Origin of the sequence: Paenibacillus solisilvae, assembly GCF_042656405.1 — a bacterium.
GTDB classification, from domain to species: Bacteria; Bacillota; Bacilli; order Paenibacillales; family Paenibacillaceae; genus Paenibacillus_Z; species Paenibacillus_Z solisilvae.
In genome coordinates this window covers 17,705-30,346 of sequence record NZ_JBHSOW010000065.1, presented here as the reverse complement: position 1 = coordinate 30,346, position 12,642 = coordinate 17,705, and the positions used below count along the sequence as shown (strand labels likewise).

Here is a 12,642-nt window from a genome sequence, read left to right as displayed (position 1 = left end):
GGTCATTTTTTAAGAAAGTGGACTGTCCTTTGGTGTGAATTTACATGCTTTTGGGACAGCCCCTTTTTTATTACACTGATTTCAGGATAAAGGAAAGCATTTAACAAAGGAGTGTTTATTCAAATGAAGCAGAATCAGAAAAGCAGCCTGTCCATCGTAATCGCCGGATTATTGCTCGGCATCTTAATGGCCTCAATGGACAATACAATCGTGGCTACGGCTATGGGCAACATTGTCGGAGAGCTTGGGGGAATGGACAAATTCGTTTGGGTAACTTCCGCTTATATGGTGGCGGAGATGGCAGGGATGCCGATTTTCGGAAAGCTGTCGGATATGTATGGCCGTAAAAAGTTCTTTGTATTCGGGATTATCGTTTTCATGATCGGTTCCGCCTTATGCGGGACGGCAGACTCCATAATGGAGCTGGCCGTTTACCGAGCTGTTCAAGGCATCGGCGGCGGGGCGCTCGTTCCGATTGCATTCACCATTATGTTCGACGCCGTACCGCTTGAGAAACGCGGAAAACTTGGCGGATTATTCGGTGCCGTATTCGGTTTATCAAGCATCTTCGGACCGCTTCTCGGTGCTTATATAACAGATCATATCGCTTGGAAATGGATATTCTACATCAATCTGCCTCTGGGTGTAATTGCCTTTATAATGGTTGCATTCTTCTACAAGGAATCACATGAGCATTCCAAACAGCCGATTGATTGGTTCGGCGCATTCACGCTTGTCGGCTCCGTCATTTGTCTGATGTTTGCGCTCGAGCTTGGCGGCAAGCAATTCGCATGGGATTCTTGGGTCATCATGAGTTTATTAGCCGGTTTCTTGTTCTTACTGACTGCATTTCTGTTTATTGAGAGAAGGGTAGAGGAACCCATCATTTCGTTTGCCTTGTTCAAGAATAGGCTGTATACGACAAGCATTCTATGTGCTTTCTTCAGCGGCGCGGCATTTATTGCGGCTTCCGTGTACATCCCGATCTTCATTCAAGGGGTATTAGGCGGATCAGCTACGAATTCAGGGCTTGTACTCCTGCCAATGATGATGGGCTCGGTTGTTACGGCGACCTTGGGCGGGTTCCTCATGACAAAGCTGTCCTATCGAAATATTATGATTCCGACACTTGTCGTATTCGCAATCGGAACGGCGCTTATCGTCACGCTGACAATGGATTCGACCCGATTGATCGTAACGGTCTATATGGTGCTGATCGGCCTTGGTATTGGCGGTTCCTTCTCCGTACTGGGTAACGCTGCTATTCATGGGTTGTCCTACCGGGAACGGGGCTCAGCCAGCTCGACGTTAAACTTCATGCGTTCGCTTGGTATGACCATTGGAATAACAATCTTTGGTCTGATTCAAAGCCATACCTTCGGCAGTAAGATGGCAAACCTTATGACTGGAGGCAGCAGCGGTGAGCCTTCTATACCGGATGGGCTTGATCTCAGGGACCCGCATGCACTGTTATCCCCTGAAACCCGCGCATTGTTTCCATCCGAACTGTTGAAGAGAATTTCGGAGATGCTGTCTTCTTCGATTGTGTATACATTCGCGTGGGCCATTATTCCTGTTTTACTCGCTCTGTTTGCATCTCTCTTCATGGGACATAAAAAACTGGACGCAACGGCAGAGCCGGCTGAATATTCAGCTTCGCATTAAAATACCGGCTTCCTTGAAGAATCGGTGATTGACGATTCATGCGTATGAAGTGAAAAACCAATCCAAACACCAAGTGAGGTGTTGGATTGGTTTTTTGTGCTGTCATATTATGAAGATGGAACTTTCTTATTTGACTGCAGGAAGTATCTTTTGCAGACTCTTGATCAGTATATCATTCTCTGCTAGAGTACCTATACTAATTCGTACATGGCGTGATAATCCCCAGATCCCCCCGTAGCGAACAATAACGCCATCCTCCATTAATTTGCGGTAAATCAATTCTGCCTCTGAACCAAGCTCAAGCAAGATAAAGTTGCTCATGCTTTCTGTATAAGCTAACCCCAGCTCGCGAAAAAATCCATACAGCCTCTGTCGCTCTTCTAAGACCAGTTGACGCGACTGGAGAATGTGCTCGTCATCGCCAATAGCTGCCGCTGCCGCCGCCTGTGCTAAAGCATTTACGTTAAACGGTTCTTTAACCTGCAGAATACTGCGGATAATTTCTTCCGAAGCTGCGCCAAATCCAACCCGGATTCCGGCAAGTCCATATATTTTTGAGAATGTATGCAGCACAAGCACCGGATAACCGGCATTGACGAACTCGATACCATCGGTATAATCGTCGGACTCGACATAATGACTATACGCAGAATCAAGCACGACAAGGACATGCTTTGGAAGTGCGTCAAGTATGTACTGCAATTCTGATTTTAACAGCAGCGTTCCTGTCGGGTTATTTGGAGAACATAAATACACGATTTTAGTACGTTCAGTCACGGCATGAATGATCTCCCGGACCTCATACTGATAGCTTTCACCCAGAGGAACAGCTGTGACGACGGCCCCCATAAGCTGACCGCCGAATTCATATTCGCTGAATGAAGGTTGCGGCACTATGATTTCATCGCCTGCATCTAAGTAAGCCTCGGAAACAAGCGTAATGAGTTCATCTCCGCCATTCGTAACAATAATCTGCTCGGATGACAAATGATAGTTATCGGCGATGACCTTTCTCAAATCAGTCGTTTGAGCGTCGGGATAACGATGAAGCTCCGCCATAGCGGAAGCAATGGCTGCTAAAGCTTTCGGCGAAGGGCCGAGCGGGTTTTCATTAGATGCCAGTTTAATCACTTTCTCCAATCCCAGTTCCCGCTGCAGTTCCCAGATCGGTTTTCCCGGGGAATAGGGCTTCATGGATTGTAACACTTCACGCGCTTCAATCTTCATTTGGGACATATTGATTCTCCTCTACACGTAATTAAAGGAAATGATTTAATGCATTACTGCTATAATACATTAGTGCGTTAACTAAGTAAAGTATTATCCTTTGCGGAACTGGTTTGAACAATATTTGTCCTTACAGAACGTTTCATATTATGGGGAGCTTGGTACGGATTCTCCGTCTTCTAGCTCTGGTGGTTTCACTTGTGACGCCTTCCTTTTACGTTGCAATTATTTCTTTTAATCCCGAGCTGCTTCCGACTGATTTTGCAGTTGCGGTTGCCGGCTTGCGGCGGTTGCACTGCTTGGAAGTAACCGATTCCTTCTAGAAGAAATCCGCCGGTTTATTGGGAATGTGGAAGGTAATCATAACTGATGAAAAAAAAGCCTTAGCCCGATTGGTTATGGGCTAAGACTTTTTGACCGCGTGTCTGCCAAAACACGGCGGAGAAGATCACGATACATACAAGAGCTGCAATAAAGTTATAGTAGAACACATTACGCATCCCGAATGCTTCACTTGCTGCACCTCCCGCAATGCTCCCGATAATTCGCGCAACCCCAAGGCTGAGCAAACCATTAAACGTTTGTCCGCTGGCCTTCAGTTCACTGGGTACTTCTTTATTAATAATAGTCGCCATCGTTACGGAAAGTACGATGAAGATTAAACCATGCAGGGCTTGCACAGGCAGGATCCAGTATGGATTATGTATCGCCGAGAACAGATACCATCGTAATGCAGCAGCAGCGCCGGCACCCAACAGGATATGCGGGATCTTAATACGCTTGAAGATTTTTTGTGACAGCAGAAGGAACGGGATTTCACTAAGCGATGAGATGACCATTGACCAGCCGAGCCATGTGCTGTCACCGCCCATTTCTTTAAAGTAAAGCGGGAAGAAGGCATAATAATAGCCGAGTGTGATCTGGAAAACAAAGTTAGCCGCAAAATAAATCATCAGCTTCCGATTGCGGAACAAGACCGACAGCTGTACTTTCCGGCTTTTTGACTGATGGCCTTCGATGGTTGGGAATCGAAGAACAAGCAGGAGCGATACAAGCAAGATAAAAGCGTACACCCAGAAGAGGAGATCGATCCTCTTCTGCGCGATAAGGCCAAATCCAATGGACATCACCGCGAAACCAAGCGTACCCCCGAGGCGGATGAGGCTGTAATTACCTTTTCCCCGTCTATCAATAGCTTCAAGTGTGATGGCATCGCTGATTGCAAAGATTGACGCCTGGAAAAAGGTAAATACGCTGATAATCACCATTAAATACGCGAATTGGCTGGATAAGGGATATAGTAGGGCGGAGATTCCGCTGCCCGCCAGTAGCAGCATAAGAATGCTGTTCTTGGTTTTGGCACTGTCACCTACTGTTCCCCAAACAGGCTGGGCGAGGATGGCAATGAGCGGACCAAGGCCCAGCAGGGTCCCGATTTGCGACGGAGCGAACCCCACATGCTGAAAGTAAAGCGGGATAAATGTGGCATACACCGCATTGCTCATATAAACGAAAACATAAAACCATACAAAATAGTTGAGATTAACAGGCATGTGATCATTCCTTTTGTCATTGTCATGGCTGCCAGAGTATGAGTAGAGCCATTAAAGTAGTTCGATACGCATAATAAGATTCCTTTATACGTTAAGAACATCTCTTCAGGTTTACCTTGCAGGCGGATGGTGAATAATTATTGAGTAACCATGTATGACATCCTGGTTTTGAAGGGAGAAGCAATGATGTCTATTTCTGAAGACGGTGTCGATCCGCTTGATGAACTAACGAATATTTTGAAAAATGCCTTATCCATAGAACTCAGAGTGGAGAATTCCATCGCCGAGCAGACGATTGCATGTATGGCTAAATATGATTTTAGATTTAAGAATTCATGGAGTTCTGTGGAATTGCCAGATCATATGGTGATTGATTTTTGGAAGAACGAGTTTTTCAAGTAAGCCGGCGGCAATAATTGGACAACTAATCAAAACCATAAGCAGGAGGTTGCAATGGAGTACAGGAGCATTGTTATCGGGGCAGGGTTTGCGGGGTTTACCGCAGCGGTTTATCTGGCAAGAGCAGGGCTTAAACCGCTCGTGATTAAAGGCTTGAAACCAAGCCATCACTTAATTAGCACACAGGATATTGAGTATTTTCCGGGCTTTCCCGACGGCACCAATGGAGCGGTATTGCTCGATAACATGTTCAAACAAGCCGAAGAATATGGTGCTGCCGTTCGAATGGGCGAGGTCAGCAAAGTAGATTTGTCCAGCCGGCCATTCAAAATCACCTTAGAGGGCCAAGGTGAATTAATAACCGAAGCTCTAATTATTGCTTCGGGTACAACTGCGAAGCTTCTTGGTGTACCAGGAGAAAAAGATGAGCGGGGTCTGCGTGTGAGCACCTGTGCTCCGTGCAATGGGTATTTTTCTACGAATAAGAAGGTTATCATTGTTGGCGGCGGAGATTCCGCGATGGAGGAAGCGATTTACCTCGCTCATTATGCCTCTGAAGTCCTTCTTATCAACCGGAGCAATCAGGTGCGGGCATCCATATCCCTCCAGAACAAGGTGCGGGAAATTAAGAAAATTAAATGGATTATGGATCGTACACCGACCGAGGTAATGATTGGCGGGCATGGTGTATCCGGGCTGAAGGTGACGCATAACGAGAGCGGGGCAGAGGAAATCATTCAGGCTGACCGGATCTTTGCAGCCATCGGCAGCACACCGAATACCGGCTTTCTGAACGGCCAGCTGCCGCTTGATGATCAAGGCTATGTGCTTGTAAAGCCGGGTACGACGGAAACCAGCATTCCGGGTGTATTTGCGTGCGGCGATGTTCAAGACCGGAGATACCGCCAGCTTCTGAACGCGGTCGGTTCAGGATGCATGGCGGCGATCGATTGCCAACGATATCTCATCCCTGGCAGTTAACTCGGAGTTTAAGACCAGTATAGATCTGGACGAGCTTGAAACAGAGGCTGACGAGATATATCTCGCCAGCCTTTATTTGTACTAGTCCCATCTGTCGAATCTATGTTATTTTAAGAGTAGCGGAAGATTCTCGAGAATATTAAACATCAGATGATAAGATGAATAGAGATCTAAGATGATCATAAGGAGTGCATTTGAATGAATACGGTGATTGATATAAAGGATGTCTCTTGGAAAAGGGAAGACAAAACGATATTAAACAGGCTGAACTGGCAGGTTGCCGAAGGTGAGCATTGGGCTGTTCTCGGACTTAATGGCTCCGGAAAAACGACGATGCTCAACATGATTAACGGATATATTTGGCCTACACAAGGTCAAATAAGTGTGCTTGGTCATGCTTTTGGCGAAATTGATCTTCGGGAATTACGAAAATCGATCGGGTGGGTCAGTTCTTCATTGCAGGAGAGGATCCATATGAACGAGCGGACGCAGCATATTGTCATTAGCGGCAAGCATGCATCTATCGGATTATATGATAAGCCTGAGGAGGCAGATAACGCCTTAGCTGACCAGCTGATGACGCAGCTTGGATGCGCCCATCTTATCGATCGTACCTATCAGAGCTGCTCGCAGGGAGAGAAACAGAAGATCCTTATCGCGCGCGCATTAATGGCATCCCCGCAATTGCTTATTCTTGATGAAGCTTGCAATGGACTCGATTTTTTCTCGCGCGAGGCACTGTTAAGCAGTATTCAGTCTTTCGCGCAATCGCCTAATGCGCCGCATATTCTCTACGTTACCCATCATATCGAAGAAATTATCCCGCTATTTACGCATACTCTGCTGATCCAGCGGGGGCAGGTGTTCGCTAAAGGCAGGACGGAGGAAATTCTAAGCAGCCAGATGTTATCGGATTTTTTTGAAACGCCGGTACGGGTGAATTGGAATCAAGGGAGGGCTTGGCTGTCGCTTGCTTAACGAATATAAAATTCCAGCTGGAGAAGCCCAGATTATGTCCGGGACTGGAACCCAATAGGTGATTGACCCATAAGATAATGAAGAATCGCATACGAAGAAGTTAAGGAGTTTTAACCATATGCCCAAAACAACAAAAGGATCGGATTTGACGCAATTATCAGCAGCAGATCTGGCTATATGGTCTGCTGTTATTATTATCATAGGAGATCTTTTCGGACTTTTTGCAGTCATAAAAGCCAAATCGGAAGAGAATGATTTGATCTAAACAACGAATGAGAGGAGAGATAATGATGACTGATAGCATCAGAATAACCGCTGATGACTTGGCCAAGATAGCCATCACCCTTACTATTTTGGGTGACGGATTAGGATTGCTTGCGATTGAAAAAGCCGTAGCGGAAGAAAAAGCGGGTAAGGCTGCAAAAGACAACAAGGACGCAGAAGTCATGAAGCTGGCATTGAATAACTTAATAAACCGAAGATTGAAATAAGGACTAAGCAAACTGATTATACAAAATACCTAGAATCATCGTACTGAGGGGAGAAAGCGGGGATTAACCAAAGCTGCCGAGAATTAGAGGGCGGCTTTTTCGTTGTGCGAATGCACAATTCTATCAAATCCCAATCCTTCATACATGCGTTTGAATAGATTAATAGAGTAATACAGCAGCAGAGAAGGAGGAATAACAGATGGCTATCAGCAAACAAGAGATTTCGAAATATCGCGGCAAGAAGATCTACGCGGTCAAGAAAGACGGAACCATCGTCACTGGGACACTGGCTCAAATTCAGGGCAACCGCGTGATTCTTACCCAAGAAAAAGGGAAAACAGTTAAAACAAAAGCAATTATTCCATTGGTATTGTTCGATCTGCTCGCAATCGGATTGTTCACAGGGTTTGGCGGATTCGGCGGTTACGGCGGCTATGACGGATATGGAGGCTATGATTATTACTAGTAGTGGCTAGAGGGCAGGCTGTCTTTCCGTGCGGAGCGGGAGGATAGCCTTTTTTTGTGTGATTGAAATGAATGCAGCGAAAATCCGGTTATTTCGTCCAAACTCCTTATCGGAGTCTAGCATACGATATTGCAGTTTATAAGAATCCGGGAGGATGAATCCGATATGGCAACCCCAAAAAAAACAAACCGTAAACCAGTAGTTTCTTCATTCATGGATCAGGAGCGCTTTTATGAAATGGCTGCAAGGCAGGATGAGAGCTCTTCAGGCGGATTCGCGCCAACACAGAATCATGTTCCGAATACGCAGGCTGATGCATTCTCCGGGTCCGGGAATGAATCCTTTTTCAGCCGTATCGGCGGCATGGACGGCATTATGAACGGCATGTCCAATATTCAGAAGATGTACAGTGCTTTCAAGTCCATTCAACCTATGTTTAATCTCCTTGGATCGTTCGGTCCTGCTCTGCAGATCAAATCCGTTCAACAAACGCGGAAGCGTCAAGGAACAGCTTCATCCAAAGGCCGGAAGGGAACAATCAAAAACAAGAACAAATCTCATCGTTAATACCGCATAGGCTTATTCACTGCAAGTACAAATGCACAAGCATAACTTGTTTTCCCACATACATTACAAAGTAGGTTAAACACGAAAGGGGAAATGAACAAATGTCTTTTGCAGGCGGATGTGGCGGATTTACTAGTGCTGGTGTTATTCTGGTTCTCTTCATCCTATTGGTCATCGTTAGTCGTTCCGTTCTTTTTTAATCGCAATAACAAATATATCCTTAATTAGCAAGATAACCGCCTTTGGAAGTGAACGATCGACCAAAGGCGGTCCACTCCTCTTCTTTCATCTAACTGCATATAATGCCGGGAAAAGCTTGAGCCATCAGGCTTTTTGTTGTTTTCCATGCTAATTTAGAACGCCTTTCTCCGCTCGGAATAAGATATAGGCATGAGAGGAGAATGTGGATGATATATACGGTCAAAGCCGGAGATACGCTTGCAGGGATTGCTGCCAATCACGGTACTGTTCAGAATATGATGGCGAACAATATTATTTGCAATCCTAACCTGCTCTTTATCGGCCAACCTATCCTAATTCCGGATTCAGGATTTGAATATCCCAAGGCAGGCGGTTATCCGTATTATGTAGCTCAATACGGCGATAGTATCGGCTGTTTAGCACCGCAATTTGGTCAGACACAAGCAGAGTTCGCAGCAGCGAATCAACTTGAAGGCATGAATCACATCTTTGAAGGAAATGAAGAGCTGCTGGTTATGTTTAATGTGCCTAATCCGGTTGAACTGCGCAATAGTTGGCTAGAAACGGCGGACAATGCCCAGTGTCAATTATCCCCTCTGCAGGAGCATGGGATCTATTTTATCGGCTCCTTTCAATGGGAAGCATTAGGGGATACAGCCGTGCCGTACTTACTGCCTTTGATCAAACATTCCTGTTCTACTGTGAGATTCTATGCTGTCTTGAGCCTTGGCCGAATCGCAAATGGAATCGGAACGAGAGCAGCTCTGGAAGAGGCTGCAAAGGATTCAGAAGCGGATGTGGCGGAATTAGCACGAATTGCTCTGAACCGTTACGATCATGTGCAGCGCTATACGCGAAGGTTGCATTATACGACTGCGGATCAGCGGCTGTATGCTGAGGCTAATGGTCAGTCATCCTCGATTGCCGTACCTAAAGGAACAGGTGTATTTTCATTACGATGGAATATCCCCAGCTCTCTGAACGAAGAAGGGCCGCGTGGCGGTCTCCTCCTCTATGACCAGGTGCAGCTCATTTATAACGGTCAAGCCGGTTATTTGCCGCGCGTGGGATATAATGAGACGGTGCTTGTATAAGAGGCGGCACAAATCATCAATCACCAAGGCGTCATTTACTTGTGCTGAAATGATTTGTATGATGAATGGACCAAGAATGGAACTTTGTGCGGGCGAGGTTGAATGTAATGATCACAAAGAAAGCTGCAAGAAATTGAATGCATGACGGGCGGTATTCTGCAGCTGCAGGGTCATGCCCGTGATTGTGAAATTAAGGGCGTATCCATCGATTCCAGGACGATCAAACCGGGCAGTCTCTTTATTCCCCTCGTTAGAATAATGGATGGCCATCACTATTTCGATGAAGCGATTAATAAAGGAGCTGCCGCATCGTTATGGCAGGCCGATCACCCTAATCCACCGCGGGATATTCCGTTCATCCTCGTTGAGGACTGTCTCGAGGCTATGCAGAGTTTAGCAGGCGCCTACCGTCAAGAATGCCGGGTTAAGATTGTTGGTATTACGGGCAAACCCGTTTACATTGGTGTGAAAATGAACTGTTTCGTGTTCGGCTGATTGCGGTTTACTTATGCATGCTGTGCAGCTCCCCCAGCGGGTGATGGGGCGATACATATTGGCAGTCAACCTCGCGACGCCTTCGTCGCATCTATACTGGATTATTACAGCTATTTCGGGCTTTAGACGTTTAAAATAGCGCTATACTGGAAAATTCCAGTTATTAATGCCTAATTATGCTCCAAAACGCTCATTTGGGGCGATTTAACTGTATCGATTACTGTATAGAGGCCGCCTCAGTCGAACGACACTCTTTTAACTGCATGAAATCCAGTATAGGGCGAGGTGTAACTTGACTGCATGAAATCCAGTATAGGGCGAGGTGTAACTTAACTGCATGAAATCCAGTATAGGGCAAGGTGTAACAGGTATCTTATGCTCTTATGCCACGGATAGGCAGTAATAATGGGGATTGCTGTTAAGCCTGAGCCACAAAAGCCATCAAACAAACTGGATGAATTTGTAATCCAATTGAAACATGAAATATATCTGGTTTTAACATTGCCCGTCTATAATAGGATTCAACCCCCTTATTAATATAAATTTTAGACCCACAGCCCGTTGCTGTGGGTCTCTTTTTGAAAAATACTTTGCATTGGACGATTAATGTACATCAATTATTCAGCGGATGGCTGTACGTCGTTGAAAGCCTGGTTATAACAGCGGCGGCAGACCGGCTTATAATCCTCATTCCCGCCAATCTGGATTTGCTCGCCCGCATTAACGGGCTTCCCGTCACGGAACCGGATAACCATCGTCGCTTTGCGATCGCAATACCAGCAGATGGTTTTGATTTCTTCAATTTTGTCAGCTTGGACAAGCAAATTATAGCTGCCTTCAAACAGCTGGTTCTGAAAATCATTTTTCAGGCCGAATGCCATTACAGGAATGTTCATTTCATCAACGACACGAGTCAATTCCAGGATATGATGTTTCTTGAGGAACTGGGCTTCATCGATCAATACGCAGTAAATTTCCTTTATTCCTGCAGTTGTCAGATGCGATTTGACGCTCTCGAAGAGATCGGTTTGTTCATAAACCGGTATTGCGGCCCGTTCGAAGCCGACACGGGATCCGACCAGCTCTTGGTCGCCTCTTGCACTGAAAGAGGGGGAGTAGATGAGTACCCGTTTCCCTTGTTCCTCGTAATTATGAGCTACCTTGATGATTTCAAAAGACTTCCCGCTATTCATGGTTCCGTATTTGTAGTATAGCTGTGCCAATCGATTCTCCTCCAGCCTGTTTCATCTTCCTTAAGTCATGAGAACAAAACTCAATTATAACTTTTTTTCATGCAATGAAAAAGTTTATCTATTTTTTACCGGTAATTGTCAGAAATCAAACCGATCTTAATTCGGCGGGCTGGTCAGGCGGCTCATTTCCCAGCTATATGGGAGATCGGAATTCATAGATCGTTGTCCGCGTTTCGGTTGACTCCAATATTAGAACGAGAAAGGATTTGGGAACAATGAAACAAGTTATTTTGCCGTATAGTGAGACTTATCATGAAGTTAGATCATGGAACACTGCAGTTGATTCTCTGTACAATATGCTTCGTTACACAGACAGGAAGCTATCCTTTGCGATGGTTGCAGGTTTGACAGGTCAGGCTTTCAGACTTCAAATCATACCGGAAACGGTTCATATCGCAGGACCGACTGCTTATTCATTCGGTGATGTCATGGTAAGAGGGCTCTCTTCGATCGGAATTAAAGCCGAATTCATCGATGCGCTGACTCCTTCAATTGGACCGAATGCGAACCTGATCGAACCTTCTCTCTTACAGAAAGATGCTATGGGGAAACGGGAGATTCATCATGCGCTTCCGGATGCGCTGGCATTCATCCACTGCGCCTTAGATCGTGGATATCCAGTTCTGGCATGGGATATATTCTTCCCTGAGTTTGGTCTGCTGTACGGATATGACGATAATCAAAAGCTGCTGTACGCCTATGAATGCGGCAGACTGGATACGCTAGTTTATGAGAATCTTGGCCGAAGCGTGCTTGAGGAGATCTATGTGCTGGCATTGGATGAAGTCTTCGAAATTACACTGCAGGACCAGCTGCGGCAAGCATTGCTGATGATCGTAGACCATTATGAAGGGCGGGAATTCAACACGCCTTCGGAATCGGTCAAAGGGTTAAAAGCATATGAGGTGTGGTGCGATGCATTTAGGGGAGGAAATATTGAACCTAACGGGAATGCCTATAACATCGCAGTTGTGATGGATGGTCGTAAACAGGCAAGCGAATTTCTGCTGGAAATGACCAGAAGTTGGCCGCAGCTCGAAGAGACAGATCTGCGTGTGCGTTCTCTGCTGGGCGAAGCGGCGGAATTATATGAAGAAATCACCCGTCATTTCAATGAACTTCATCAACAGTTCCCTTTCCCGATAGGAGGCGAGCCTAATGAACCGGCGAATGCGCGCCGATCGATTGTGCTTCTGGAAACGATTAAAACAAAGGAAACAGAGGCTGTTCAGATTTTGCGGGAAATTTTAGAACGATTGGCATCATGATTAG

15 protein-coding genes and 1 pseudogene are annotated in these 12,642 nt (G+C 45.8%); 13 read left to right on the top strand and 3 right to left on the bottom strand.

The genetic code is table 11. The features are described 5' to 3' along the window. The first annotated feature begins 123 nt into the window (after positions 1-123). Positions 124-1,665 (top strand): MDR family MFS transporter, encoded by a 1,542-nt coding sequence (locus ACFPYJ_RS18135; RefSeq protein ID WP_379189585.1) that lies wholly within the window; start codon positions 124-126, stop codon positions 1,663-1,665. A 126-nt stretch (positions 1,666-1,791) separates the two neighbouring features. Here ACFPYJ_RS18135 and hisC read toward each other — a convergent pair whose 3' ends face one another. Further along, the gene (hisC, locus tag ACFPYJ_RS18130) at positions 1,792-2,901 is read right to left on the bottom strand and encodes a histidinol-phosphate transaminase (RefSeq protein WP_379189584.1); all 1,110 of its coding nucleotides are present in this window, start codon (positions 2,899-2,901) and stop codon (positions 1,792-1,794) included. A 155-nt stretch (positions 2,902-3,056) separates the two neighbouring features. On the opposite strand from hisC, the pseudogene ACFPYJ_RS18125 reads away from it, so the two are divergent. After that, positions 3,057-3,179: pseudogene (locus ACFPYJ_RS18125) on the top strand (spore germination protein); the annotation flags it as partial. A gap of 96 nt (positions 3,180-3,275) precedes the next feature. On the opposite strand, the gene ACFPYJ_RS18120 reads toward ACFPYJ_RS18125, so the two are convergent. After that, positions 3,276-4,445 carry an MFS transporter gene (locus tag ACFPYJ_RS18120; RefSeq protein ID WP_379189583.1) on the bottom strand — a complete coding sequence of 390 codons (1,170 nt, stop codon included), beginning with the start codon at positions 4,443-4,445 and terminating at the stop codon, positions 3,276-3,278. A gap of 183 nt (positions 4,446-4,628) precedes the next feature. Here ACFPYJ_RS18120 and ACFPYJ_RS18115 point away from each other — a divergent pair, with 183 nt between their 5' ends. From ACFPYJ_RS18115 to ACFPYJ_RS18070, 10 genes are all read left to right on the top strand, one after another. Further along, positions 4,629-4,847: a hypothetical protein gene (locus ACFPYJ_RS18115; RefSeq protein WP_379189582.1), complete on the top strand. Its 219-nt coding sequence runs from the start codon at positions 4,629-4,631 to the stop codon at positions 4,845-4,847. A gap of 51 nt (positions 4,848-4,898) precedes the next feature. Next, entirely contained in the window at positions 4,899-5,825 is a 927-nt protein-coding gene (locus ACFPYJ_RS18110; protein ID WP_379189581.1) for an NAD(P)/FAD-dependent oxidoreductase, read from the top strand. Positions 5,826-6,023: 198 nt separating this feature from the next. After that, positions 6,024-6,803 carry an ABC transporter ATP-binding protein gene (locus tag ACFPYJ_RS18105; RefSeq protein ID WP_379189580.1) on the top strand — a complete coding sequence of 260 codons (780 nt, stop codon included), beginning with the start codon at positions 6,024-6,026 and terminating at the stop codon, positions 6,801-6,803. Positions 6,804-6,921: 118 nt separating this feature from the next. Continuing rightward, positions 6,922-7,068, top strand: a complete 147-nt coding sequence (locus ACFPYJ_RS18100; RefSeq protein WP_379189579.1) for a hypothetical protein — start codon at positions 6,922-6,924, stop codon at positions 7,066-7,068. Positions 7,069-7,093: 25 nt separating this feature from the next. After that, positions 7,094-7,294 carry a hypothetical protein gene (locus ACFPYJ_RS18095; protein WP_379189578.1) on the top strand — a complete coding sequence of 67 codons (201 nt, stop codon included), beginning with the start codon at positions 7,094-7,096 and terminating at the stop codon, positions 7,292-7,294. Between the two features lie 199 nt (positions 7,295-7,493). Beyond that, complete coding sequence (locus tag ACFPYJ_RS18090; protein WP_379189576.1) at positions 7,494-7,760, top strand: hypothetical protein; 267 nt, start codon at positions 7,494-7,496, stop codon at positions 7,758-7,760. A gap of 165 nt (positions 7,761-7,925) precedes the next feature. Then, positions 7,926-8,327 carry a hypothetical protein gene (locus ACFPYJ_RS18085; RefSeq protein WP_379189575.1) on the top strand — a complete coding sequence of 134 codons (402 nt, stop codon included), beginning with the start codon at positions 7,926-7,928 and terminating at the stop codon, positions 8,325-8,327. 101 nt (positions 8,328-8,428) lie between these two features. After that, positions 8,429-8,527, top strand: a complete 99-nt coding sequence (locus ACFPYJ_RS18080) for a YjcZ family sporulation protein (protein ID WP_379189574.1) — start codon at positions 8,429-8,431, stop codon at positions 8,525-8,527. Positions 8,528-8,734: 207 nt separating this feature from the next. Further along, complete coding sequence (locus ACFPYJ_RS18075) at positions 8,735-9,622, top strand: LysM peptidoglycan-binding domain-containing protein (protein WP_379189573.1); 888 nt, start codon at positions 8,735-8,737, stop codon at positions 9,620-9,622. Positions 9,623-9,763: 141 nt separating this feature from the next. Next, a complete protein-coding gene (locus ACFPYJ_RS18070; RefSeq protein WP_379189572.1) occupies positions 9,764-10,117 on the top strand; it encodes a Mur ligase domain-containing protein in 354 nt (117 codons plus the stop codon). A 617-nt stretch (positions 10,118-10,734) separates the two neighbouring features. On the opposite strand, the gene ACFPYJ_RS18065 is transcribed toward ACFPYJ_RS18070, so the two are convergent. Further along, positions 10,735-11,340: a thymidine kinase gene (locus ACFPYJ_RS18065; RefSeq protein WP_379189570.1), complete on the bottom strand. Its 606-nt coding sequence runs from the start codon at positions 11,338-11,340 to the stop codon at positions 10,735-10,737. Positions 11,341-11,585: 245 nt separating this feature from the next. Between ACFPYJ_RS18065 and ACFPYJ_RS18060 the strand changes: the two genes are divergently transcribed. Then, on the top strand, positions 11,586-12,638 hold the full coding sequence (locus ACFPYJ_RS18060; protein WP_379189568.1) for a hypothetical protein: 1,053 nt from the start codon (positions 11,586-11,588) through the stop codon (positions 12,636-12,638). Positions 12,639-12,642: the final 4 nt, after the last annotated feature.

What these genes read in the sequence shown, in the direction of transcription:
- ACFPYJ_RS18120 (WP_379189583.1), bottom strand. Translation starts at nt 4,445, where the DNA reads ATGCCTGTTAATCTCAACTATTTTGTATGGTTTTATGTTTTCGTTTAT.
- ACFPYJ_RS18110 (WP_379189581.1), top strand. Translation starts at nt 4,899, where the DNA reads ATGGAGTACAGGAGCATTGTTATCGGGGCAGGGTTTGCGGGGTTTACC.
- ACFPYJ_RS18070 (WP_379189572.1), top strand. Translation starts at nt 9,764, where the DNA reads ATGACGGGCGGTATTCTGCAGCTGCAGGGTCATGCCCGTGATTGTGAA.
- ACFPYJ_RS18095 (WP_379189578.1), top strand. Translation starts at nt 7,094, where the DNA reads ATGACTGATAGCATCAGAATAACCGCTGATGACTTGGCCAAGATAGCC.
- ACFPYJ_RS18085 (WP_379189575.1), top strand. Translation starts at nt 7,926, where the DNA reads ATGGCAACCCCAAAAAAAACAAACCGTAAACCAGTAGTTTCTTCATTC.
- ACFPYJ_RS18080 (WP_379189574.1), top strand. Translation starts at nt 8,429, where the DNA reads ATGTCTTTTGCAGGCGGATGTGGCGGATTTACTAGTGCTGGTGTTATT.
- ACFPYJ_RS18115 (WP_379189582.1), top strand. Translation starts at nt 4,629, where the DNA reads ATGATGTCTATTTCTGAAGACGGTGTCGATCCGCTTGATGAACTAACG.
- ACFPYJ_RS18100 (WP_379189579.1), top strand. Translation starts at nt 6,922, where the DNA reads ATGCCCAAAACAACAAAAGGATCGGATTTGACGCAATTATCAGCAGCA.
- ACFPYJ_RS18090 (WP_379189576.1), top strand. Translation starts at nt 7,494, where the DNA reads ATGGCTATCAGCAAACAAGAGATTTCGAAATATCGCGGCAAGAAGATC.
- ACFPYJ_RS18135 (WP_379189585.1), top strand. Translation starts at nt 124, where the DNA reads ATGAAGCAGAATCAGAAAAGCAGCCTGTCCATCGTAATCGCCGGATTA.
- ACFPYJ_RS18105 (WP_379189580.1), top strand. Translation starts at nt 6,024, where the DNA reads ATGAATACGGTGATTGATATAAAGGATGTCTCTTGGAAAAGGGAAGAC.
- hisC (WP_379189584.1), bottom strand. Translation starts at nt 2,901, where the DNA reads ATGTCCCAAATGAAGATTGAAGCGCGTGAAGTGTTACAATCCATGAAG.
- ACFPYJ_RS18060 (WP_379189568.1), top strand. Translation starts at nt 11,586, where the DNA reads ATGAAACAAGTTATTTTGCCGTATAGTGAGACTTATCATGAAGTTAGA.
- ACFPYJ_RS18075 (WP_379189573.1), top strand. Translation starts at nt 8,735, where the DNA reads ATGATATATACGGTCAAAGCCGGAGATACGCTTGCAGGGATTGCTGCC.